Origin of the sequence: Anaeromassilibacillus sp. An172, assembly GCF_002160515.1 — a bacterium.
Taxonomy (GTDB): Bacteria; Bacillota; Clostridia; order Oscillospirales; family Acutalibacteraceae; genus Limousia; species Limousia pullorum.
Genome location: NZ_NFKS01000008.1, coordinates 1 through 23,974, shown reverse-complemented (window position 1 = coordinate 23,974; position 23,974 = coordinate 1). Strand labels below are relative to the sequence as shown.

Here is a 23,974-nt window from a genome sequence, read left to right as displayed (position 1 = left end):
TTCTGTTTAGTCTTTGGAATGGCTCGCTTTTGGTAAGGTTTGATTTTGAATATTATAGTTACAACCATGGTTAATATTTTTTGACCATGGTTGTTTTATTATTCTTTTAAGTAATTATCAATCATAGAGACTCACTAATATGTGCGCCCCTACGGTTATATTTATTTTTTATTAAACACCATAATAAGAAATGGCTCTGCCACAAAGTTAAATGTGACAGAGCCATTGTTATTTTCAAAACTAACGTTTCGCCCGCCTTGAAACGGTGCTAATCTCCAAACTAAAGTCTTGCAAGGCGGAAACAAAAAAGTCGGATATAAAAATATCATTGGACGTAGGGGAGGAAGACGGTTATGGTTGTGCCTTTGCCTAAGGTGCTTTGTATGGATACGGCGCCGTTGTACTGTTCGCAGATGTGCTTAACAATGGCAAGTCCTAAGCCTGTGCCGCCGGTCTGCTTGCTTCGGCTTTTGTCAACACGGTAAAATCTTTCAAAAATTCTTGAAAGGTGTTTTTCGTCTATACCTATTCCGTTGTCCTCTACAATCAAATTAACTCCGTTTACCCCGTTCTGTTCAACGGGGCTTTTTATTGTGACAAAGACCTTTCCGCCTGGATGATTGTAGCGTATACCGTTGTCGCAGAGATTGTATATAAGCTCGTGAAGCATGTCACGGTTGCCCTTTATTACTGCGGTCTGACCTTTCAATTCTATGGAAACGCCGTACTTTTCGCAGAGAATGTCAAGGCTTTCCCTGCATTCCTTGCAAAGCTCGTATATGTCCACGTCCTCCAAATCCTTTGGAACCTGGTTGCTTTCAAGCTGTGATATTTTTAAAATATCCTCTATAAGTCTTAAAAGTCGCATGGACTCTCGGTGTATTCTTTTTCCGAAAACCTGCATGTCCTCGGGCTTTGCCATTCCGTTTTCTATCATTTCGGCGTAACCGGAAATTGAGGTAAGGGGGGTTTTCAGCTCGTGGGACACGTTGGCGGTAAAATCACGCCTTATTTTTCCCGCTTCCAAAACCCTCTGCATCTGGTCGTCCAGCTTCTGCCTTTGCTCTTTTATCATTCCGGTAAATGGTACAAGCTCGTCGTATGGAGCTTTTTCCATATCTATCGCCATTTCCTCTATGGGCTTTACTATGCCACGGGTGAGCTTTGATGAGATAATCACACAGACGAAGATTATAATAAGGGTTACGGAAACCGTTACCGGGATAAACTCGTTGAAAAGATCTAAGAAAGAATCCATTTCCTGGGATATTATCAGAATTTCTCCGCTTTCAAGCTTTTGGCAGTAGCAGTATTTGTCGCCCACCTTCAGCTCCAACTGACCGTTTTTAACGGCGTTTATGCTCTGTTCGTAAACATCATATATGCCGTTGTCGTAAATAATTTCCCCGTTTTCATCGGCAACTATTATGCCGTAATTGTCGGAATCCTCGAAAAAGTGCTCAATTCCCTTTTCTTCCGAGCTTTCGAGAAATGCCGCAACCGCTTCGCCGTAATCCTTTACGTCGTCTTTCATGACAGAGTAGGTGGCAAGACTGAAAAACAGGCTCAGGGAAATCATAGTCACCAAAACGGACGCAACAGCCACCACAATAAAGTCCTTGAGAATTTTTGATTTCAGCTTCATTTTTCCTCCGAAAAACTTATTCTTCCATTTTGTAACCGATATTTCTTATGGTTTTAATAAGGTCGGCGCTGTCGCCAAGCTTCTTTCTTATGGTTTTTATGTGCATATCAACAGTTCTTGTTTCGCCCTCGTAATCATAACCCCAAACCTTTTCAAGAAGCTTTTCTCTTGTAAGGGCTATGCCTTTGTTTTTGATAAGGTACTTTAAAAGCTCAAATTCCTTAAAGGTGAGGACGCACTTTTCACCGTGTACGGTGACGGTGCGTTTTCTGTTGTTTAAAACTATGTCGCCGCAGGTGTAGAACTCGTCGGCTTCCTGAGATGTTCTTCTGAGGATTGCCTTTACTCGGGAAACCAGCTCCATAATGCCAAAAGGCTTTGTTATGTAGTCGTCGGCGCCCATGTCAAGGCCTTTTACCTTGTCCAGCTCGCTGTCCTTGGCGGTTACCATTATAACAGCAATACCGGCTGTGTCGGCGTTGTCACGGATTTTTTTGAGGATTTTCAGTCCGTCCTCCCCGGGAAGCATAATATCAAGGAGTACGATGTCAGGCTCTTCCGAGGCAAGTCCTGCAAAAAACTCTTTTCCGTTTTCAAATGTTTTAACATCAAAGCCGCTGTTTTTCAGGGCGTATCGTTCCATTTCTCTTATGTCTTTATCGTCTTCAACTATATAAATCATGCTTTCAACTCCGAAAATAAGTTAGTGTTTGTCATGTCCTTTTCGCAAGGCAAAATTATCTTTATGGCATTTTCAATTATTTCAACTGTTGGGTTTAACATGCTGTAGATTTCACCGTCAACGCTGATATCCGCAAAACCGTTTGTTTCTATTTCAATTCTTTTGCAGCGGCAGTTTTTTACATATGGCTCGCAGCGTTTGTCGGAAAGGTGGTTTCCCTTGATAAACTGTGAAACAAGGCTTAAAAATCTCAGCACGGAAACCTTTTGTATGTAAACCAAATCAAGTAAGCCGTCATAGGGGTCTGCGCTGGGCGCACCCTTTATTCCGCCGCCGTAGTATTTTCCGTTTCCGAAAACCGCCAGCAGGTAGTCGTTTCCGTTGTTGCCCATTGGTTTCCCGTCGGCAAAAAGGTTAAACCTGTGCTTCATCTTTGAAAAAAGACAGTACACAAGGGAAATTTTATAGGCGAGAGAGCCTCCCACAAAGGGTATGTCCTTAAACTTCACCACGTTTTTAGCCACGGCACAGTCATAGCCCACGGAAACCTCGTTCATACCTATATGTCCTTCGCAGGAGATAAGGTCGATTGATTTTTCAATTCCCTTTGTCATTTTCTCAAGGTTTAAAAAATCATTGAGAGGAAATTCCTCAAATGTTCTCAAAAAGTCGTTGCCTGTTCCTATTGGAATACCGCCAACGGCGCAGTTTTTATATTTGTATACTCCGTTGATAACCTCGTTTATGGTTCCGTCTCCTCCGCAGGCGTAAATTCTTATAAATTTATCGGGATTTTCTTTGACCCATTTTTCCGCAAGGCTTGAGGCGTCGCTTTTTCCCTTTGTAATCTCTATAAAGCAGTTTTCAATACCGAGATTTTGGGCTTTTCGGGAAATATCGCCGCTCATGTCCTTTTTTCCGGCAACGGGGTTTACTATAAAAAGATGTATTGTTTCCATAGTCACCTCCGCTGTTTCAGGAATTTTTGATTTCTCTCAGGAAAGCTTTAAGCTCCCTTGCAAGAGCGGAAAGGGGAAGTCCCACAATGTTAAAATAATCCCCTTGGATTTTTTCAATCAGCAGACTTCCTTTTCCCTGTATTCCATAGGCTCCGGCTTTGTCCATAGGCTCGCCGGTTGCTATGTAGTCCCTGATATCCTCATCTGATAAAGGATAGAAAAACACACGGGAGGTCACTGAAAATTCCCTTTTATGTGTGCCGTCGGTGATACAGCAGCCTGTCACCACAAGATGGTCTTTTCCCTGAAGCCTTTTAAGCATTGAAAAGGCGTCATCTTCATCCTTTGGTTTTCCCAGCATTTCATCATCTATAAAAACTCCGGTATCACAGCCTATAACAACGGCTTTTTCGGAAAGACAGCCGCATATATGCATCGCCTTTTTCACAGCTAAAAACTGAGGTCTTTCCAAAATTTCCACCTGAGCCGGAACGGTTTCATCCACGTCGGGGCTTACGGATTTAAAATCTTCGCAGATAAGCTTTAAAAGCTCTCGTCTTCTGGGAGAGGCGGAGGCAAGTATAATATTTTCTCCGTCTTTTAATCTGAATAAGCTCATTTTTTACACCCTTATATTATATATTTAACTTTAATTATAAAGCTTTAATACGGATTTTGCAAATTTTCTGAACTCTTTTACGGTTTTTTCCGGCTCCATAATCTTAGCCTTGTCGCCGAATGCAAAAAGCCAGCCGAAAAACTTTCCGCTTATTACCACATCCACCTCAGCTACAAAATGGCAGGCGTCATATTTTTCAATCTTAACATCTTTTCCGAACCTGTCCGCAACGGCTCCCACAAGGCTGTTTTCAAACCTTATCTTTACCTTTTGGGGTTCGCCGCCGAACATTCCGAAAACGGTCTTTTTGTAGTCGGGAAAATCCATCTTCAAAAATTCCTTAATCCCCGTGCGCTCGCCGTAAAGAATTTCTATTCGCTCCATTTTGTCCACACGGTAATGCTTTATCTTTTCGCTGTTTCCGTCGTAGGCCACAAGATAATAGTTGTCGTCGTTCCAGATAAGTCCGTATGGTGAAACCACGTATTTTTTGCCGTTTTTCCTGTAGCTTTTTGCCACCATATCCAGATGACCGAAATTCAAAACCCACTGGCTGTAGAGAAATTCCACCTGCTTTTTAGCGGCTATGGCGTGCTGGAGCTTGTCCACATTGTAATAAATCTGTTCGTTGGTTGTTTTAAGACTGCAATTAAGGTTCGCCTGCTTTTCCAGAATTCTTCCCTGTCTCAGGCTTGTAAGCCCCTTTATTTTTATGATAAGCTCTTCGCTTTTCTTTTTTGTTATAAATTTTGAGTTCTGCACAAGGTCAATTAAAATTTTAAGCTCTGCAAGCTCAAATTCTCTGCTTCCCAGATAGTACCTTGTGTCATGGCTTTTAACCATACATATATCCACACCGAAATCCCTTAATGCGGCTATATCACCATAAAGGCTTCTTCTTGCCGAAACAATCCGGTATTCAGCCTCCAAAATAAGGGCGATATCCTTTATTGTTATGCCGTATTCCTCGTCGGTGTATTCCCTTAATATTTGGTAAACACAGAGCAGTCTTTTTTGGGTACCTGCGCCTGCCATGAAATCACCCCTTAATTATACGGAAAGGGAATTTGCCAAAGCCACAACCAAAGGCATTGTGACTACGGAAATAACCGTGCTCAAAGCCACAAGTCTTACGGAAAGCATTGTGTCGCCGCCGTACTTTGTGGCAAACATTGTGCAGGAAGCTGCAACCGGGGCAGAAGCGGAAATAACTATGGAAACAAGCATAGTTCCCCTGATTCCGCAGAGATACATAACGCCTAAAGCGATAATCGGTATAAGCAAAAGTCTTATAATTGAAGCCACATAGTTTTTCTTCTCTGCAAAAACATCTACAAAGTTTACCTGTGAAAGGTAGAAACCTATAATAAGCATTGGCACAGGAGTGTTGAGTGTTCCCAGATATCTGATAGGCTCGCCGATAATTGCAGGCAGAGTTATTGAGCAGATAAAGAGGATAACACCTATAACAACGCCCAAAATTCCCGGGTTTGTAACAAGCTTTTTAACGGACATCTGTTTTTTGTCACCGCTCATAAGCACAAGGCCGTATGTCCAGCTAAAGAGGTTAAACACACCGATAAAGATTGCACAGTAGAAAACACCCTCAGAGCCTAAAACTGCTTCCTGCAAAGGAATTGACATAAATGCGCAGTTAGAGAAAATAGTTCCGAAGCGCAGAACCTTTTTTCTGCCCTCGTCCTTATCTCTGAACACAAGAGAGGCGATAACTATTGTCACTATATGAATTGCAACTGCGCATACAGCTGTAATAAGCAGATTTACAAGCATTTCCGGATTGTATTCACGCTGGAATGCGTTTACAATAACGCAGGGCATTGCAATCATAAGAATAATATCAGTGAGCTTTTTGGCTACATAGTCGTCAATAAGCTTTATTTTTCCGCAGATAAAGCCCACAGCTATAAGAATGAACAAAATCAATACCTGTTGAGAAACAATTACAAAATAATCAAGCATACCTATTCCCCCATATAATGGTTTATCCCCACAAAGGCTGTGAGGTTCTCTTTATTTTTTCTTATTCATTATAGCAACTTTATACGGTGTTTACAATCTGATAAATTATTTTTGTCATTTCAACTTGATATTATCGTAATTTTTTCCTGTTTGTGTTCAAAATTTAACTTGTGTTTATGAACAACTCGGTGTATACTGTCCACAAAGGAGGCATACATATGTTACAAATCAACTACCTTACAAAAGAATACGGAAAAGTATTGGCAAATGACAATATTTCATTTACTGTAAACGACGGAGAGATAGCTGTTTTGGCCGGCCCAAACGGCGCAGGAAAATCCACTGTTATAAAATGTATATCAGGTCTTCTGCGCTTTAAGGGACAGATTTTTATAGACGGTCACCCAAACAAAACCGTTGAAGCAAAAAGAGTATTCGGCTACATTCCCGAAATACCTGCACCTTTCGATGTTCTCACCGTTGAGGAGCACATGGAATTTGTGGCACGAGCCTACAGCCTTTCCAATTATAAAGAGAGAATAGAAGCACTTTTAAAAAGAATGGAGCTTTGGGATAAAAAAGACAAGCTGGGCAAGGAGCTTTCCAAAGGTATGCAGCAAAAGCTTTCCGTGTGCTGCGCCCTTCTGCCTCAGCCAAAGGTTCTGCTTTTCGACGAGCCTTTTGTTGGCCTTGACCCTCACGCCATTAAAGAGCTTAAAAACATATTTATAGAGCTTAAACAAGCGGGCTGTTCCGTACTTGTCAGCACCCACATGCTGGACAGCGTTGAGGAATTTTGGGACAGATGCCTTATCCTTATGAACGGAAGGGTTGTGGCAGAGAGAACAAGGGCTGACATTGAGAGAAACGGCGAGGACTTGGAGGACTTGTTCTTTAAAATCACAGAGCCTCAGGGTTCACGTTTGTGAGCAAACGGGGAGGTCTGAAAATGAAAGCTATACTTTACATGACCAGAAAATCCATAAAAAACTGGTTTCTGGATTTGTTAAGACACCCAACCAAGCTTGTAGGCGTTGTTCTCCTTGTGGTTATTATAGGCTTTTCCGTTTTAAATGTGCTGTTTTCCTCTGATTACTCGGAAAGTATGGGAACTCTCACCGAAAGCGGCGTGGATATAGGAATACTTCACGGAATATATTTCCTTCTCTTGTTCTTTTTGGGCGGAGCCGTTATTTTAAAGGGCCTTAAATCGGGAACCACGTTCTTTACAATGGGCGACGTTAACATGATGTTCTGTTCACCTATAAGTCCAAAATCACTGCTGGTTTTCGGACTTGTAAGACAGATGCTCACAATGCTGCTTATGGCTATTATCTTCCTTGTGTACGGAGGAATGGCAAAAAGCATTTTCGATTTAACAACAGCTCAGGCGGTAATACTTATAATCAGCTTCTTTTTGTTTCTGATTATATCCCAGATTGTGGCTCTGTTTCTTTACAGCACCACAAACGGAAAACCAAAGGCAATTTCAACCGCTAAATATATTCTCTACGCCCTTATACTTCTTCCGGTGGTTTTAATTTTGATACCGGTAATTCAAAACGGATTTACACTTTCCTCTTTGTATGGGGCTTTAAAGTCACCGGCGGCGGAGTTTGTCCCCCTGTTCGGCTGGATGAAAGGCTTTACATTCGGAATTTTAAGCGGCAATGTTATCACCTCTGTGGTTTACGGCGTTTTAATGCTTTTGGTTGTGGGTCTGTCACTTGTGTTCTTTATGAAAGCCGACTGCGACTACTACGAGGATGTTCTCCAAAATACGGAAACCTCTCACGAAATGCGCCAGGCGGTAAAGAAAAGAGGTATGAACAACACAGACGCATACCTGAAAAACAGAAAAATCAGAATAGGTTCCAAGGGTCTTAACGGGGGAAAGGGAGCTTCAACCTTCCTTTTCAAACACCTTTTGGAAAGACGCAGAAGCGGCTATGTTCTTTTCTGGGATATGTACAGCATAATAATGATTGCGGTCTGCGGATTTGTTTCCTTTTTCATTGTTTACTCAGGTGACGACAGCGAGGTACTGACTTCGGAAGCTACAATGCTTATTTTGCTTGCCATGGCTTCCTACATGCAGCTTTTCTTCAGCGTAACCGGCGACTGGGCGAGAGAGCTTTCAAAGCCATATATCTATATGATACCGGATTCGCCATTTAAAAAGCTTATTTTTGCTTCCCTTACAAGCATAATAAAGCCGTTTCTTGACGGAGTTCTGCTGTTTGTGGTGGCAGGAATAATCTGCTCGGCGTCTCCGTTGGTGATTATCTCCTCCATAATAGTTTATACAAGCTTTAGCTGTATTTACTGCATGGTGAACATTCTCACCGACAGGGTTTTGGGGTTTTTAAGCAATCAGGCTCTTTCAATGTTCCTGTTTATTATGATTTCCCTTATAGCCGTTGCTCCGGGAGTAATTCTCGCCTTTGTAATCGGCGCAGTTTCCGGCGCTCCCCTGTGGCTTGCAGCCTGCGTCTGCGCTTTGTGGAATTTTATAGTTTCTCTGGTTCTTGCACTTATCTGCAAAAACACTCTCCACAACATGGAAATGCCATTTTAATTATCTTTATATCCGTGGCGGAAAGCTTTATCCGTCACGGACTTTTTTTCTACAAATAATACAAAAAAATTGAGCCTTTGTATTGACAATCGGTATTTAATGATATACCATTAAATAATAACGGTTGATTTTCTTAAATCATCCTCAGCAACGGAAAAATATACTAAGAGGTGGTAACAATGATTTCAACATCCGTAAAGAAGCTTGTAAAATACGCCCTTGATAACGAGCTTATCAAAAAGGCAGACGAAATTTACATCACAAATATCCTTTTGGGTATTCTCAAGGTTGAAGATTTCGACTCTGAGGCAGAAATCCCTGCAGAGCCGGTTTGTCTTGAAAAGACTTTGGGCGAAATTCTTGACTATGCCGTTGAAAATGGCATTATCGAGGACGGCACTGTTTCCAGAGACCTTTTCGACACAAAGCTTATGGGTGTTTTGACTCCACGTCCATCAGCGGTTATCGACCGTTTCTTTGAAGAGTACGCAAAAACACCTGAAAAGGCTACAGACTATTACTACAAGCTCAGTCAGGATTCCGACTACATAAGAAGATATCGTATCGTTAAGGATATGAAGTGGAAAACTCCTACTGAATACGGCGATATCGACATCACAATCAACCTTTCCAAGCCGGAAAAAGACCCTAAGGCTATTGCCGCAGCTAAAAACGCTGTTCAGAGTTCTTATCCAAAGTGCTTGCTCTGTCCTCAGACAGAGGGTTATGCAGGAAACATGTCAAAGCCTGCAAGACAGAACCACAGAATTATCCCCATTGTTATCAATGACTCACCTTGGGGCTTCCAGTATTCCCCATATGTTTACTATAACGAGCACTGCATCGTTTTCAACCAGGAACACACTCCTATGAAAATCGACAGCTCAGTTTTCAGAAAGCTTTTTGACTTTGTAAGACAGTTCCCTCACTATTTCGTAGGTTCAAACGCTGATTTGCCAATCGTAGGCGGTTCTATCCTTTCCCACGAGCATTTCCAGGGCGGAAGATACACCTTTGCAATGGCTAAAGCTCCTATCGAAATTCCTGTTACATTCCCGGGCTTTGAAAATGTTACCGCCGGTATTGTTAAGTGGCCTATGTCCGTTATCCGTCTTTCCTGCGCAGACGAAGCTCCAATCATCGAGCTTGCCGCAAAGATTTTGGCTAACTGGCGTGAATACACCGACGAGGCAGCATATATCTATGCTTACACAGGCGGCGAACGCCACAACACAATAACACCTATTGCCAGAAAGAACGGCGACAACTACGAGCTTGACCTTGTTTTGAGAAACAACATCACAACAGAGGAGCGTCCAATGGGTCTTTATCACCCAAGAAACGAGCTTCACCACATCAAGAAAGAAAACATCGGACTTATCGAGGTTATGGGTCTTGCTGTTCTTCCATCAAGACTTAAGGGCGAGCTTGATAAGCTGGGCGACTTCATTGTAGAGGGCAAGGACATCCGTTCCGACGCCGATATCGAGAAGCACGCAGACTGGACAGAGGAAATCCTTAAAAACCACAAGGATATGCCAATGACAAAAGCCGCTGTTTCCGAAATGCTCTGCGAAGAGGTTGGCAAGGTATTCCTTGAGGTTTTGAAAGACGCAGGCGTATACAAGGATACAGAAGAGGGCAGAGAAGCATTCATGAGATTTATCAACTCAGTCAGATAATTTTTTACCTTTAAAATAATTATAATACAGGGAAATCGCAAGCCGGTTTCCCTGTTTTTATTCAGATTTTTTATATTAGGAAATAGGACACACATAGCTTTTATTTACAGATTAACCCTATCCACATTAAAATATAAAAATAATAGAAGTGAATTGAGAGCGAACCATTCCAAAGACTAAACAGGAGGTCTCGCCCGCCTTGGAATAACGTTTATTTTCAAAACAAAGTTCTGCAAGGCGGAAATAAAAAAGTTTCGCCCGACCTGAAATGAGATGAATTTTCAAAACAAACCTTTGCAGGTCGGATATAAAAAAAGGAGGATGATGAAATGGGTGAAAAAAATAGGATGGAAACCGAGCCGGTGGGAAAATTGCTTTTGAAAATGGCTGTCCCCACGGTTTTGGCGCAGATTGTAAACCTTTTGTACAATATAGTTGACAGAATGTATGTGGGAAGAATTGAGGGCATAGGAACTCTGGCTCTGGGCGGCTTGGGCGTGTCTTTCCCCATACTTATACTTATCTCGGCTTTTTCCTATTTGATAGGAGCAGGCGGAGCTTCAAGAGCCGCTATATTTATGGGAAGAAAAGAAAACGACACGGCGGAAAGAATATTGGGAAGCTGTACCCTTATGACAATAATCGCTTCCGCAGTGCTTACCGTGTTTTTCCTTGTGTTCAGAGAACCTATACTTCTGATTTTCGGTGCAACTCCGGAAAATCTTCCCTTTGCCATGGAATACACACAAATTTACCTTTACGGAACCATATTTGTGCTGTCGGCTCTGGGTCTTAATATGTTTATAACAAATCAGGGATTTACCAAAACCAGCATGGCCACAGTCTGCATTGGTGCGGTTTTAAATATAATTTTGGACCCTATTTTTATTTTCGGCTTTAACATGGGCGTTAGAGGAGCGGCTCTGGCAACAATAATCAGTCAGTGCGTTTCCGCTGTTTGTGTTGTAATGTTCCTCACCTCAAAACACACAATTTTAAAAATCAAAATTAAATATTTAAAACTGCCTTGGGCGGTGGTAAGCGGCGTTATATCTCTGGGTATTTCTCCCTTTATTATGCAAGCAACGGAATGTCTTGTTCAGCTTGTGTTTAACCGAGGAATGAGAACCTACGGCGACAACAACTACATAGCTCTTATGTCAATTCTGTTTTCTCTTACACAGATGATATGGATGCCTCTCCAGGGCATATCCCAGGGCGCACAGCCTATTATAGGCTACAACTTCGGAGCGGGAAACAAGGAAAGAGTAAAATCTACATTTAAAATACTTTTCGCCGTCAACGTGGCTTTCTCCGTGGGCGTTATACTTTTGGTGGAGCTTTTCCCTCAGATATTTCTGGGATGCTTTACAACGGACGAAAACGTTATTTCAATCGGCAAAAACGCTTTAAGACTTTTCCTTGCGGGAATGTCACTTATGGGCGCACAGTCAGCCTGTCAGCAAACCTTCCTCGCATTGGGTCAGGCGAAAATCAGCACATTTTTGGCACTGCTCAGAAAAGTCATTCTCCTTATTCCTTTGGCACTTATTCTGCCGCCTTTGGGTTTGGGCGTTTGGGGATTTTTCCTTGCGGAGGCTCTAAGCGACGTTATCGCCGCAACGGTTACAACCACCATGTTTAAACTTAAAATAAACGGCATTTTGGAAAGAGGCGCTCAGGGACAAAAAATCAAAGCATAAAGAGAACACTTCCTTTTCACATAATTTTCATATTGTTATTGACAATAAATTAAAGCTCTGTTATCATTATTTTTAGTTTCATTTCGCTTTAAATCGAAAAATAAATAGAGAGGAAGTAGATTATGGAAAAGAGAGAACATTTCTCTTCCCGTCTGGGATTTATTCTTATCTCTGCGGGTTGTGCCATAGGCCTCGGAAATGTGTGGAGATTTCCCTATATTGTAGGACAATACGGCGGCGCCGCTTTTGTTCTTATATATATTCTGTTTCTGGTAATTCTCGGTATGCCTATTATGGCTATGGAATTTGCCGTGGGCAGAGCAAGCCAGAAATCTGCCGCAAGAAGCTTTCACGTTTTAGAGCCTAAGGGCACTAAGTGGCACATAGCCGGATGGTCGGCAATGGCAGGAAACTACATTCTTATGATGTTCTACACAACCGTAGGCGGCTGGATGCTTGCGTACATCTATAAGACAATAACCGGAGAATTTGAAGGACTTGACGCCGAGGGCGTGGGCAACGTATTCAACAGTATGCTTGGCAACGCCGGCGAGATGATGACATGGATGCTTATCATCGTTATTATAGGCTTTGCAGTATGCGCAATCGGTCTGCAAAAGGGCGTTGAGAAAATCACAAAGGCAATGATGCTTGCCCTTTTGGGAATTATGATTGTACTTTGCATTAACAGTATTCTTCTTGACAATTCCTCCGAGGGACTTAAATTCTACCTTGTTCCCGATTTCGGCAAGATGCTCGATTACGGAATCTGGAACGTAGTTTACGCCGCAATGAGCCAGGCATTCTTTACCTTGAGCCTTGGTATCGGCGCTATGGCTATTTTCGGAAGCTACATAAGCCGTGACCGTTCACTTATGGGCGAATCAATCAACATCTGCATTTTGGACACCTGTGTTGCTTTCATGGCAGGACTTATAATTTTCCCTGCATGCTTCAGCTTCGGAGTAAACCCAGGCGAGGGCCCGGGACTTGTTTTTGTAACACTTCCAAACATCTTCAATCAGATGGCAGGCGGAAAAATCTGGGGAACCTTGTTCTTTGTATTTATGACTTTCGCCGCACTTTCAACAATTATCGCCGTATTTGAAAACACAGTAAGCTTTATGATTGACCTTAAAGGCTGGTCAAGAAAGAAATCCGTTATTTTCAACGGTATTTTGATTGCTGTACTTTCAATTCCATGTGTTCTCGGATTCAACGTATGGAGCGGTTTTGCACCATTCGGCGGCACAAGCACAATTCAGGATTTGGAAGACTTTATCGTTTCCAGCAACCTGCTTCCTCTGGGAAGCCTTGCCTATCTCCTTTTCTGTGTTTCAAAGCACGGCTGGGGCTGGGAAAACTTTATCAAAGAGGTTGACGCAGGAAAGGGAATCAAGTTCCCGAAATGGGCAAAAGGTTACCTTAAATATGTACTCCCAATCATTGTAATCATAATCTTTGTTATGGGCTACTACTCAAAATTCTTCGCTTAATTTTTATATCCGACTTTTTTATATCCGCCTTGCAAGGGTTTAACATGGAAATAAACGTCGTTTCAAGGCGGGCGAAACGTTTTCCTTAGTTTTGGGAATGGTTCGCTCTCGGTTAGGTTTATTTTATTTCCAACCTGCGAGGGGAGGATATAAAAATTAACATCATCACAGGTCGGGCGAAACCTTTTCCTTATTCTTTGGAATGGTTCGCTCTCGGTAAAGTTTTACTTTTTAAATTATAAATTTACAGCCATGGTTCACTTCAAAATAACCATGGCTGTTTCTTTTATTGAATTATATATTTTCTGACATATTATCTTCTTATTCTAAAGAAAAAATAAACTATTGTGCATATGAAAATGCCTCCCAATGCGCCGGACATATCGAAAAGAACGTCTCTTATCGCCGGGCCTCTTCCTGATAATATCTGTATACTCTCATCTGTGACAGCTATAAAAAGGGGGAGAGTAATCATGTTCCATATCCTTTGAAAGTTATTAAAAATGCCCTTGGGAAAAGGCTTTTTTCCACCGGCAACAAATATCATGAAAACCTCTATTCCCAAAACTCCGTACTCTATCACATGGGCGGATTTTCTCAGGTGGTTTATAAGATACTGAAAAAATGGCACTTCCGCCGGAACAACCTTTTCAACAATCTTTTCTGTTATTTCGCTCTGTGCGCTGGAAACAGTTATCGGCAGGGAGGAATTAAACCATATAACCGCAACTGTGATTATCATTAAAAGGATTGCGGCGGCTCTTATTTTTTCTTCCCTGCTTTTGAGATTTACAATCATTTTATCACAACCAATTATTCTCAAATTTTGTTTAACAAACAGATTATAAACCAAAACCCTCGTGATGTACAGCGCAACAGGGCGAATTTTCCAATTTAAAAAATTTCTTTTTTATTTTTAATGTTGATAAGGTGGGCAATTCCCGGGATACTTTGTTTTTGTCCGCTGGTGGTGGGGCTCAGCAATGCTCCCGTGGCGGTGACTAAAACATTGTTAAGCTCGCCTTTCTCCATGGATTTTAAGATATAGGAACAAAGGACGGAAGCGCAGCAGCCACAGCCTGAACCGCCTGCGCAGACCTGCTGTTCATGACAGTCAAAAATCATTGCTCCGCAGTCCTTATGCTTGCCCTCTATTTCAAAGCCGTCGTTTCTCAGAAGCTCCGCTAAAATTTCGCTTCCCACAACTCCCAAATCCCCCGTAAATATCATGTCGTAGTCTTGGGGCGTGGTGTTTGTATCTCTTAAAAAATTTCCTATTGTATCGGCGGCGGCAGGTGCCATGGCGGCTCCCATATTGTTTGCGTCCTTTATTCCTAAGTCCACAATTTTTCCCGGCACCACATGAGCTATCACTGCACCTGACGCCATAGGTTCAATAAGGCATCCCCCTGCTCCTGTCACAGTCCACTGGGCGGTTGGCGTTCTGAAACATCCGTACTCCAGAGGATAGCGGTATTGTCTTTCCGCAGAACAGAAATGTGAGGAGGTGACGCAAAGGCAGGCGGAAGCTCCACCGGATTCGACGGCGGTGACCGCTCCGATTATGGACTGAACCATTGTAGAACAGGCTCCGTACTGTCCCAGATAGGGAATTTCAAAATCCCTCATTCCGAAAGCCGATGCGGTACACTGGTTAAGCAAATCCCCTGCAAAAATCAAATCTATTTCACCGCTTTTCTTTTTGCTCTTGTTTAAAACCATCTGTGCCACTGTCTTTTGCAGACGGCTTTCCGCCTTTTCCCAGGTGGTTTCTCCTGCATACATGTCCGTAAAAACCCTGTCGAACAATTCACCAAGAGGGCCTTGACCTTCCTTTTCTCCCACGGCGGAGGCAAAAAAGCTGATTGCCGGATTTTTTTCTGTCTTGTATGTTGATTTACCTATCTTTTTCAAAAAAACACCCCTTTTACAGATATTCTCTGCAAAAGGGGTTATTTTATACTTTTAATTTACTGCCATTCCTCCACGGTGTAGCCTTTGCTTTCCAAAAGACTTATAATTCCGTCGTCGCCGAACATGTGGGCGGTTCCTACTGCAAGCAGTACAGTGGCTCCGCCGTCTATATATCTTTCAGCTGCCAGCGCCATGTTTTGATTTCTTATGGTCAGCATTTTTTCGTTGTACTCGTCCATTGCGGCTTTGGCTTCGTCATTCATCACTGATTCTGTAAGTCCGGAATCCGCCGCAACAAGTGTTTCCAGCTTTTCACGGTCTCCGTCAACCCAGCTTTCATACATTGCGTTTAAGCTTTTATTGTACATATCCTCGGTTGTAAGCACCGAAGCACCCAGCAGATACTCCTGAGTTTCCGGAGAAAGTGACTTTAACATATCCATTTGAAGCTCCATGCTCTCAATATCCAAAACCTCAATATTCTTGTCGTTGGCGTATTCAATAAGGGCACGGTCTGCGCCGTATTCTGTTTTAAGGTCGCTTTTCTGCATGAAAGCTTCAGAAACAAACTGCTGCCACATTATGGGAACATAGTAATCAAAAGCGGAGTTATAAATTCCGCTGTCCTCCATAATCTTTTTAGCGTCTTCGTAAATCTCGCCGTCAATATGGTCTTTTATGGTGGTTCCGTCTGTGTACATTAAGGACTTCATAGTTTCAAGAAGTCCGGCGGTATTGTTTTCTGTTTCCAGAATATCAAACTCAACCGCCAAATAGTCGCAGGCATCCATTGTTTTTGTTACCTCTAAAGGAAGAGTTTCCATCCTCTCGTCGCCCACGTGTATGGTTCCCATAAGATAAAGACAGCCGCCCTCTCCGTCTTTTACAATCCACATAAGCGGATCTATCCGGGAAGTTTTTGATGAGCCGCATGCGGTAAGGGATATAACCATTACCAATGTTAAAATTAAGGCTAAAATTCTGTTTTTCCTCATGGGTTGACCTCCTTTTGTGTTATATTGATGATTATAACATAAGTTTTACAAAAATCAATGATTTTTGTTAAATATTCGAATGTATTATATCAAATATATTTTTTACCGAAAAAGCGCAGAAAAGCAGGCAAACCAAAAGGCTTGCCTGCTGTTTAAAACTATTTAATATACTTGTAACGCCTGAAATCTTAGGCAGCAGCCTCTGACGGCGTTTCGCTGCTTGCCGGCGGCTGCGTTGTCGGAGCTTCCGTGGTTGGAGCCTCTGTAGTTGGAGCTTCTGTTGTAGGTGCTTCTGTTGTCGGAGGCTCAGTTGGCTTTTCAGTTGTAGGAGGCTCTGTTGGCTTCTCTGTGGTTGGAGGAGATGTAGGAGCCTCTGTGGCTTCGGTTGTGTCACTAGAGACCGAGTCCGTACCTGATGCCCAGTAACCTGTATCGTTAGGGTCCTTTTCTACCTCGTAAGGACGTACAGGCTCTCCCGGAATTCCGCCCAGTGTACCGCTGTCTGCATCCCATACGCTATGTGAACCGTCAAGTCTGTAGGTTGAGCTTGGAAGCTCTTCTCTTCTGATTTCCTCGCCGTCTTTAATATAAATTCTGAAAGCTGCTGTGTTGTAGTAACCGCTTGGGCCTTCATAGTTGTAGGAATATGTAGCTATTCCATCGTATGACGGGTCTTTCCAGCCGTAGAATGTAACTGTAAGGGTTGTGCCCTCCATGTATGCTTCAAGGTAAACTGAATAATCTGTGTTGTTCTTGAGCTTAAGGTCAAGGTTGCCCCAGTCGATTGTAGCGTCAAAGCCTGAGTAAACGTAAGGTGATGCCCAGTAGTGGTTGTATCTCTCAACAATTTCAAGGTTTGCAAAAAGTGCTGCATTGTAAATTGTACTGCTTGCCTGGCAAAGTCCGCCGCCTACGCCGCTGGTGTATTCGCCGTTTGCAATAACTGTTGCCGGAACATATCCGTTTGACTCAAGGTTACTGTTTCCTGTTGAGTCGTTGAATGACCATGTTTCACCAGGCTTGATTATTGAACCGTTGCAGGCTGCAAGAGCTGTAGCCATGTTGTGGTTTGCATTGTATGTATTTGTAGAATTAGTTGAAAATGTAGCAATCGGAACCATGTTCTCTGTAGCCATTTCAGCTGTGATTTCAGGTTCAACAGCGTCGGTCTTTGGCTCTACCTCGCCTGTTTCTTCCTGTGTCCAGAGAAGCTTGTTCATTTCCTCAACAGCTGAGTCATAGTTGAGGTTCTGGCCGTCTGTGCCGCCCTCGATTGTGAACTTTTCATCTGTATCTGCGCCCGGATTAAATCCTACAACCTCTGCATTTACAGGCTCTGTGTTCAAAACCTCAGATGCTTTGTCAAGCTGTTCTGTCAAAACTTCGTTTTCTGTAATCTCAAAAGGAAGTGTGTATTCAATCTGCTGGATTTCGCCGTTCTTATCTGTTGGAAGAGCGTCGCCCTTTTCCTTTGTGTACTTTGCAGCAGTTGCCAAAACGCTGTCGATATTTGCGTTAAGCTCCAGACCCTCGGACTGGATATCGTAAGTATTTTCGCCAAGCTTAATTGTATATGTAAACTCAGGCTGATTGTCCTTTGCGTATTTTTCCAAAAGCTTTCTTGCGTCGGAAACCTTCATTTTACCGATGCTCTGTCCGTTTACAAAAATACCGGAAGCCAAAACATAGTTGTCGCTTACGCCCTCAAGGGTCAAATTCTCTACCTCGGCAGGAATTGCGTTTATCATTTCCTCGTTACCGCCGGTTACAAATAAAGAATCCATTGTGCCGCTGAAAATAAGGAAACAGAAAACAGCTACAAGTACAACGCAGACTGCGGATACTCCCGCAATAACAACATTCTTCTTTGTGCTTTTCTTAGGCATTTCAACTTCGTTTGCAAACTGTATTCCCTCGTCTGCATAGGCAAACTGAGCTTCGTCCTCTGCCTGCTCGTCTGTTGTGATAAAGTCGTCATAGTCGTTTGGAAGAGGCTCGTCGCCGCCATTCTGTGTGGTTTCAGAAACAAGCTCTTCTGTCAAACATGAATTTATATCTATCATTTCATCAGCAGGAGCATTCTCATTCACCGGTTTGTTTTGTTCGTTTTCGTTTGGATTATTTTTCTTCAACTCATTACCCCCTTGGATGTTTTATGAAACCTGATTCGGTAGGATTTTTACCGATTGCTACTATCATACAATATTTAAAAGGAAAAATAAAGTGGAAACACAAAAAATTCAGATGTAATAACTAACAAACTTACCTATGTTGTTTACAAATATTTTGTTATTAACTTTTATTTCGGAAATCTTTCCCATTAAGTAAAAAATATCTTTCGCATTACCGCACAATAATAACATATTTTTTTGTGTTAAAATGTATTTTTTACCCTTTAATGTATTAGAAAGCATAAAAAGGAAAAATAATATCTATTGCAAAACTTATCTTTATTTATTATAATATAGGTAACTTAAGAGAATATTAAATCAGCGTATAGTTTCTTTTTAATCTATAGGGGAAATAGTGTTAAAAAGATTTTATGGGTTTGCAGAAATTGGAGTAATGAGGTGAACACTTTCGGCTATTTTTTAGCCTGCGAAATTTTACGGAGGGAATTATGAGAGTTTTAATTCTCAGTGCTTCCACCGGCGGCGGACACAAAACCGCTTCGGCAGCACTTAAAAATATCATTCTGGAAAAACAGCCGGATGCAACAGTGGAAATTGTAGACGCCATTGAGTACTGCGGCCATATTTACAACAAGACAATATCCGACGGATATCAATATCTGGCCACCAAAGCGCCTACTATCTATGGCAAAATGTACGTATCCTCTGGCGAGGACACTTGGGTAAACGCTTTTGTAACTAAGTTTAACAAACAGCTCAGCAAAAAGCTTTTGCCTTTGTTTATAGATTTCAAGCCTGATATAATTGTCTGCTGTCATGCATTTATAAGCGAGATGGTTTCCGCTCTGGTTGTTGAAGGCAGCGTTACGGTTCCGGTAATCAGTATTATCACCGACTTTGCAGCTCACAAAACCTACATAAACAAGGGCATTTCCGCCTACGTTGTGGCAAACGACGATATGATAGACGAGCTTATGAATGTTTACGGGGTTGAAAGAGAAAAAATTCATTCTCTTGGTATTCCGATAAACTCTGTTTTCTATAAAAAGAAAGACAGGCACGAAATTCTTGAAAGCCTCGGATTTAAGGACGGAGTCCCCATAGTTTTGATTATGGCGGGAAGCTTCGGAGTTACCGATATTCTTAAAATCTACGAAAACCTCATCCAGTTAGACGATGAGTTCCAGATTATTGTAATCACCGGAAGAAACAGAAAGCTTTACGACGCCTTTGACAAGCTTGTCAACAGAAATGAGGACAGCTTTGAAATTGAGGACGACGATAAATATTCTCCTGAAAGCAAACTCAGGAAAATGAAGGAATTTACAAACCAGCTCAAGGATGATTTGTCTTTGAGTAAAATCAAATTTAAAAGAAGTACAAACAAAACCAAGCCCACCGCTCTTTTCTTCTTTATAAGCAACGTAGCGGACTACATGTCTGTTGCCGACCTTATTATAACAAAGCCCGGCGGACTTACGGTTTCAGAAAGCCTCGCTTCCGGACTTCCTTTGGCAATCTTCAGCGCATACCCGGGACAGGAAAAGGACAACGCAGAATTTCTTGTGCGCCACAACCTTGCAATTAACCTTGACAGGAAAAACGGCGCCCAGCAGATACACGACCTGCTTGCCCATCCGGAAAAGCTTGAGCAGATGAAAGCAAACTGCAAAAAGCATTTCAAGGACCGCTCCGCAGAGCACATCTACGGTCTTATGCTTGACCTTATAGCCAAAAATAAGAACACGGAGGCACCGGTAAACAAAGATGAAAAATAAAAAATTTAAAATTTCTGGCAGACTTATTCTAAACCTCTTGGTTGCGGCTTTGTGCGTGTGGATGATATTTTATTTTCTGTACAGCGAGCAGGGTCTTTACGACCTTATAACCTCCTCACAGCAGATAAATCTCTGGTGGATAGCCGCCGCACTTTTAAGCTACTGTACCAGCGTTTTTGCTGACGTACTTGTTATTCATCTCTATATTCACGACGAGTACAAGCAGTTTAAAATCCGCCATTCCGCCCGCACTGTTTTGCTTGGTCTGTTTTGGTCGGGTATAACACCTTCCTCAACAGGCGGCCAGCCAATGCAGGTTTACTACATGTCTAAGCACAAGGTTGACGTGGGATATTCCTCCTCCCGACTGCTGAACAGATTTCTGGTCTATCAGATAACCATGACTGTTATGACGGTCATTGCGGTAATTTTAAAGTTCAGCTATTTTCAGGAACACATGGACACGCCGATTTTAAGCACACTTGTGACTATCGGCTTTATATCTCAAACCTTTATCACCCTTGTATTTGTCTTTCTTGCCTTTTCAAAAAACCTTACCGCAAAAGCCACAAGGGGAATTGCCTCTTTGCTTTGTAAAATAAGGCTTATTAAAGACAAGGACAGATTGGAAAAATCCCTGGAAACTCAGCTTGCCAAGTTCCATTCCGGCAACAGAATGATTTTTTCCAAGCCGAAACTGGTTATCATGGCTGTTGTACTCACAGTGATTCAGCTTATAGCTATGTTTTTGGTTCCTTACTGCATCTACAGAAGCTTCGGTTTAAATCAGGCTTCACCTTTCGATATGGTATGCAGTCAGGCTTTTGTAACTCTGATTTCCGGTATGATTCCAATTCCGGGAGCTTCCGGCGCTGCCGAGTTTAGCTTCACTGTGCTTTTCGCACTGTTCTTTACACCTGCAACAATCAAAAGCGCAACACTTATTTGGAGAATTATCACATACTATCTTTCAATACTTGTGGGCGCACCTTTTGCCTACATGACAAAAACTACCACACGCAACAAGCGTCTTGACGACCTTATCGCAGGAGAGGATTCCTTTGATAATTTGGATTCCGATGATGATGAAACAGATAGGGAAGAAAACAAAGAAGAAAAATCTTTTACAAAAGAATAATTTACGTTATACGGGCGGAATTGACCGCCCGTTATTTTTTGCAATGATTTATAGTTCAATAAAAATAAAACACAATCCGCCCCCTACGATGTATTTTCTATAAAAGAAAAATAAAGAAACAGCCATGGTTCAAAAATAAAACCATGGCTGTAAATTTATAATTTTAAAAGTCAAACTTTACCGAGAGCGAACCATTTTAAAGACTTAGAAAAAGGTTTCGCCCGACCTGTGTAAGCGTTTATTTACTAAAATTACTTTTGCAGGTCGGAAACAAAAGTCTCGCCCGCCTTGAAACGATGTTTATTTCCAAACTAAACCTTTGCAAGGCGGAAACAAAAAACTCTGCCACAAAGTTGATTGTGACAGAGCCATTGTTATTTCTAAAGTTAAGGTCTCGCCCGACCTGTGCAGGTGTTAATTTTTATATCCTCCCCTCGCAGGTCGGAAACAAAATAAACCTAACCGAGAGCGAGCCATTTTAAAGACTTAGAAAAAGGTTTCGCCCGACCTGTGCAGGTGTTTATTTATTAAAATTACTTTTGCAGGTCGGAATTAAAAGACATCATGGTGGAGTGGATGGCACGGACTTTTTTGGCGAGGTCGATGTATGAGCTTGGTGTGAGCTGCTGGGCTGAGTCGGAAACGGCAACCTTTGGGTTCGGGTGAACCTCGATTATAAGTCCGTCCGCTCCTGCCGCAACTGAGGCAAGACTCAGTGACTCGATGTAAGCTCTTTTGCCTGCCGCATGGGATGGGTCAACAATTATGGGCAGAGAGCTTCTCTCCTTTACAACAGCAACCGCAGAAATATCCAAGGTGTTTCTTGTGGCTGTTTCAAAGGTTCTTATTCCTCTTTCACAGAGAACTATGTTGTAGTTGCCCTCGCTCATCACGTACTCGGCGGCGTCCAGCCATTCCTCGATTGATGAGGCTATTCCTCTCTTTAAAAGCACAGGAACACCGCTTTTGCCAACAGCCTTTAAAAGACGGAAATTCTGCATGTTTCTTGCGCCTATCTGGAACATGTCGCAGTATTTTGCCGCAATGTCAAGTTGGTTTTCGCTTATAACCTCGCTTACAACACGCAGTCCGGTGGCGTCGGCGGCTTTTCTCAAAAGCTTGAAGCCCTCGTCCTCAAGTCCCTGGAAAGAATATGGTGAGGTTCTTGGCTTGTATGCGCCGCCCCTCAAAAACTGTGCGCCGGCTTCCTTTACAGCATATGCCGCCTCCATAATCTGGTCTTCGCTTTCAACAGCGCAGGGACCGCCCATCATGGTGAACTCTTCGCCGCCTATCTCAAAGCCTTTGACGTTTACTTTTCTTCCCTCGGGACACATGTCACGGCTGGCAAGCTTGTAGCTGTGCATAATGGGAACACAGCTTTGAACTCCGTCCATTGACTCTATGCAGGTGTCGCAGAGCTTTGACTTGTCGCCGATTATACCGATAATTGTGGTGTCTGTTCCCTTTGAAAGATGTACTCCAAGACCGTGGTCTTTAAGCACTTGCTGAACATTATTTATCTCCTGCTCAGTGGCGTTCTTTTTCATTACAATAATCAAAATTCATTCATCCTTTCTTAGGAAGCAGTTTTCTGTTATTTTACAAAGCGTTTTATATAGCCGTCAGCCTTGTCAATAAGGTTAAAATCATTTTCATAACTGCAAAGCTTTTTTGCGCCATCAATATCAACCCATAAAAAGCTGTCGATTTCGCTTTCCTGAAGCTTGATATTGTCGCTTACGGTTCTCGCAAGAAAGAAAACAACTTCCTTTCTTATTTTTCCGAAAGGACAGTAGCTGCTGACCTCACGGAAATTATCCATTATTTTTACGTCGAGATTTGTTTCCTCTTTGATTTCTCTGATTGCGGTTTCCTCTTCGGTTTCGTTTTCCTCAATATGACCCTTTGGGAAACTCCAGTGTCTGCCGTTGTGGTTTTTCACAAGGAGAAGCTTCACGTCATTTTTGTTCTTTCTGAAAATTACAGCTCCGCAGGATTTTTCATACAAACAGATAATTTTTGCAGGGACAAAACTCTTTAATGCGGAAAGAGCTTTCATGATGTCTGGCTGGTAATACACTTCGTTTTCTGAACTGACCATTATCTTTGCATCGCCGTTTTTCGGAGTAACAATGGCAATAACAATTCCGTAGAAAACATCGTTTACCGGTTTTTTGGTAAATATAATCGCCCGCCTGCTTTTATCCTCAATATTAGCGTACCCCGAATAAAGATTATTTGCAAGTTTTCCGTATATATTTGCAGTTACCTTTCTTGCCAACATCGCCCATTCACCCCCGTTACCAATAGATTAAAAACTTGTCGATATTTATGTTTAATTATATTACAAAACTAACATCTTTACAATATATATTCATAAAATTATATCCCCTGTTTGTGTTATTTTTTCTTGTTATCATAAATTTAAAGTGACTTATCTATAAAAACCTGTATTGCATGACGGTGTTCTTTGTGATACAATGTACAAAAGAAATATGTAAATATTACTATGCGAGCAAAGCCTTAATACAGACGAACTATTCTAAAGAATAAGGAAAAGCCTCGCCCGACCTGTGCAGGCGTACATTTCCAAAAATAACCCTTACAGGTCGGAAATAAAAATAAGGTCTCGCCCGACCTTGTAACGATATTCATTTCTAAATGAAACCT

At 42.1% G+C, this 23,974-nt stretch carries 19 protein-coding genes; 7 read left to right on the top strand and 12 right to left on the bottom strand.

Annotated features, from left to right (window positions below; translation table 11 throughout):
- Positions 1–325: 325 nt before the first annotated feature.
- From B5F08_RS05265 to B5F08_RS05240, 6 genes are read right to left on the bottom strand one after another with little or no spacing between them, the layout of a single operon-like run.
- Positions 326–1,645 (bottom strand): sensor histidine kinase, encoded by a 1,320-nt coding sequence (locus B5F08_RS05265; protein ID WP_087377101.1) that lies wholly within the window; start codon positions 1,643–1,645, stop codon positions 326–328.
- Between the two features lie 16 nt (positions 1,646–1,661).
- Positions 1,662–2,327 carry a response regulator transcription factor gene (locus B5F08_RS05260; protein WP_087377100.1) on the bottom strand — a complete coding sequence of 222 codons (666 nt, stop codon included), beginning with the start codon at positions 2,325–2,327 and terminating at the stop codon, positions 1,662–1,664.
- On the bottom strand, positions 2,324–3,286 hold the full coding sequence (locus B5F08_RS05255; protein WP_087377098.1) for a diacylglycerol/lipid kinase family protein: 963 nt from the start codon (positions 3,284–3,286) through the stop codon (positions 2,324–2,326). Before B5F08_RS05255 ends, B5F08_RS05260 begins: the two co-directional genes overlap by 4 nt.
- A 16-nt stretch (positions 3,287–3,302) precedes the next feature.
- Positions 3,303–3,905: a Maf family protein gene (locus B5F08_RS05250; protein ID WP_087377096.1), complete on the bottom strand. Its 603-nt coding sequence runs from the start codon at positions 3,903–3,905 to the stop codon at positions 3,303–3,305.
- A gap of 30 nt (positions 3,906–3,935) precedes the next feature.
- The gene (locus B5F08_RS05245; RefSeq protein WP_087377094.1) at positions 3,936–4,940 is read right to left on the bottom strand and encodes a helix-turn-helix transcriptional regulator; all 1,005 of its coding nucleotides are present in this window, start codon (positions 4,938–4,940) and stop codon (positions 3,936–3,938) included.
- Between the two features lie 15 nt (positions 4,941–4,955).
- Positions 4,956–5,885, bottom strand: coding sequence for an AEC family transporter (locus tag B5F08_RS05240; protein ID WP_087377092.1), 930 nt, complete (start codon positions 5,883–5,885; stop codon positions 4,956–4,958).
- A 218-nt stretch (positions 5,886–6,103) separates the two neighbouring features.
- On the opposite strand from B5F08_RS05240, the gene B5F08_RS05235 reads away from it, so the two are divergent.
- The 5 genes from B5F08_RS05235 (at position 6,104) to B5F08_RS05215 (ending at position 13,344) form a co-directional block, all read left to right on the top strand.
- Positions 6,104–6,814 (top strand): ABC transporter ATP-binding protein, encoded by a 711-nt coding sequence (locus B5F08_RS05235; protein ID WP_087377090.1) that lies wholly within the window; start codon positions 6,104–6,106, stop codon positions 6,812–6,814.
- 20 nt (positions 6,815–6,834) lie between these two features.
- Positions 6,835–8,463, top strand: coding sequence for a putative ABC exporter domain-containing protein (locus tag B5F08_RS05230; RefSeq protein ID WP_087377088.1), 1,629 nt, complete (start codon positions 6,835–6,837; stop codon positions 8,461–8,463).
- A 179-nt stretch (positions 8,464–8,642) separates the two neighbouring features.
- The gene (gene galT / locus B5F08_RS05225) at positions 8,643–10,145 is read left to right on the top strand and encodes a UDP-glucose--hexose-1-phosphate uridylyltransferase (RefSeq protein WP_087377086.1); all 1,503 of its coding nucleotides are present in this window, start codon (positions 8,643–8,645) and stop codon (positions 10,143–10,145) included.
- 329 nt (positions 10,146–10,474) lie between these two features.
- Entirely contained in the window at positions 10,475–11,848 is a 1,374-nt protein-coding gene (locus tag B5F08_RS05220) for an MATE family efflux transporter (RefSeq protein WP_087377084.1), read from the top strand.
- A 122-nt stretch (positions 11,849–11,970) separates the two neighbouring features.
- Complete coding sequence (locus tag B5F08_RS05215) at positions 11,971–13,344, top strand: sodium-dependent transporter (protein WP_087377082.1); 1,374 nt, start codon at positions 11,971–11,973, stop codon at positions 13,342–13,344.
- Positions 13,345–13,657: 313 nt separating this feature from the next.
- Here B5F08_RS05215 and B5F08_RS05210 read toward each other — a convergent pair whose 3' ends face one another.
- From B5F08_RS05210 to B5F08_RS05195, 4 genes are all read right to left on the bottom strand, one after another.
- A complete protein-coding gene (locus tag B5F08_RS05210) occupies positions 13,658–14,143 on the bottom strand; it encodes a VanZ family protein (protein WP_087377080.1) in 486 nt (161 codons plus the stop codon).
- A gap of 95 nt (positions 14,144–14,238) precedes the next feature.
- A complete protein-coding gene (gene spoVAD / locus B5F08_RS05205; protein ID WP_242968293.1) occupies positions 14,239–15,258 on the bottom strand; it encodes a stage V sporulation protein AD in 1,020 nt (339 codons plus the stop codon).
- 56 nt (positions 15,259–15,314) lie between these two features.
- Positions 15,315–16,253 carry a TraB/GumN family protein gene (locus tag B5F08_RS05200; protein WP_087377076.1) on the bottom strand — a complete coding sequence of 313 codons (939 nt, stop codon included), beginning with the start codon at positions 16,251–16,253 and terminating at the stop codon, positions 15,315–15,317.
- Between the two features lie 188 nt (positions 16,254–16,441).
- On the bottom strand, positions 16,442–18,385 hold the full coding sequence (locus tag B5F08_RS05195; protein WP_087377074.1) for a VanW family protein: 1,944 nt from the start codon (positions 18,383–18,385) through the stop codon (positions 16,442–16,444).
- A gap of 488 nt (positions 18,386–18,873) precedes the next feature.
- On the opposite strand from B5F08_RS05195, the gene B5F08_RS05190 reads away from it, so the two are divergent.
- Both B5F08_RS05190 and B5F08_RS05185 read left to right on the top strand, forming a co-directional pair.
- On the top strand, positions 18,874–20,163 hold the full coding sequence (locus B5F08_RS05190; protein WP_087377072.1) for an MGDG synthase family glycosyltransferase: 1,290 nt from the start codon (positions 18,874–18,876) through the stop codon (positions 20,161–20,163).
- A complete protein-coding gene (locus B5F08_RS05185; protein WP_087377070.1) occupies positions 20,153–21,301 on the top strand; it encodes a lysylphosphatidylglycerol synthase transmembrane domain-containing protein in 1,149 nt (382 codons plus the stop codon). Before B5F08_RS05190 ends, B5F08_RS05185 begins: the two co-directional genes overlap by 11 nt.
- A 533-nt stretch (positions 21,302–21,834) precedes the next feature.
- Here the strand turns inward: B5F08_RS05185 and aroF are convergent.
- Positions 21,835–22,863: a 3-deoxy-7-phosphoheptulonate synthase gene (aroF, locus tag B5F08_RS05180; RefSeq protein ID WP_087377068.1), complete on the bottom strand. Its 1,029-nt coding sequence runs from the start codon at positions 22,861–22,863 to the stop codon at positions 21,835–21,837.
- 35 nt (positions 22,864–22,898) lie between these two features.
- A complete protein-coding gene (locus tag B5F08_RS05175; RefSeq protein WP_242968292.1) occupies positions 22,899–23,588 on the bottom strand; it encodes a bis(5'-nucleosyl)-tetraphosphatase in 690 nt (229 codons plus the stop codon).
- Positions 23,589–23,974: the final 386 nt, after the last annotated feature.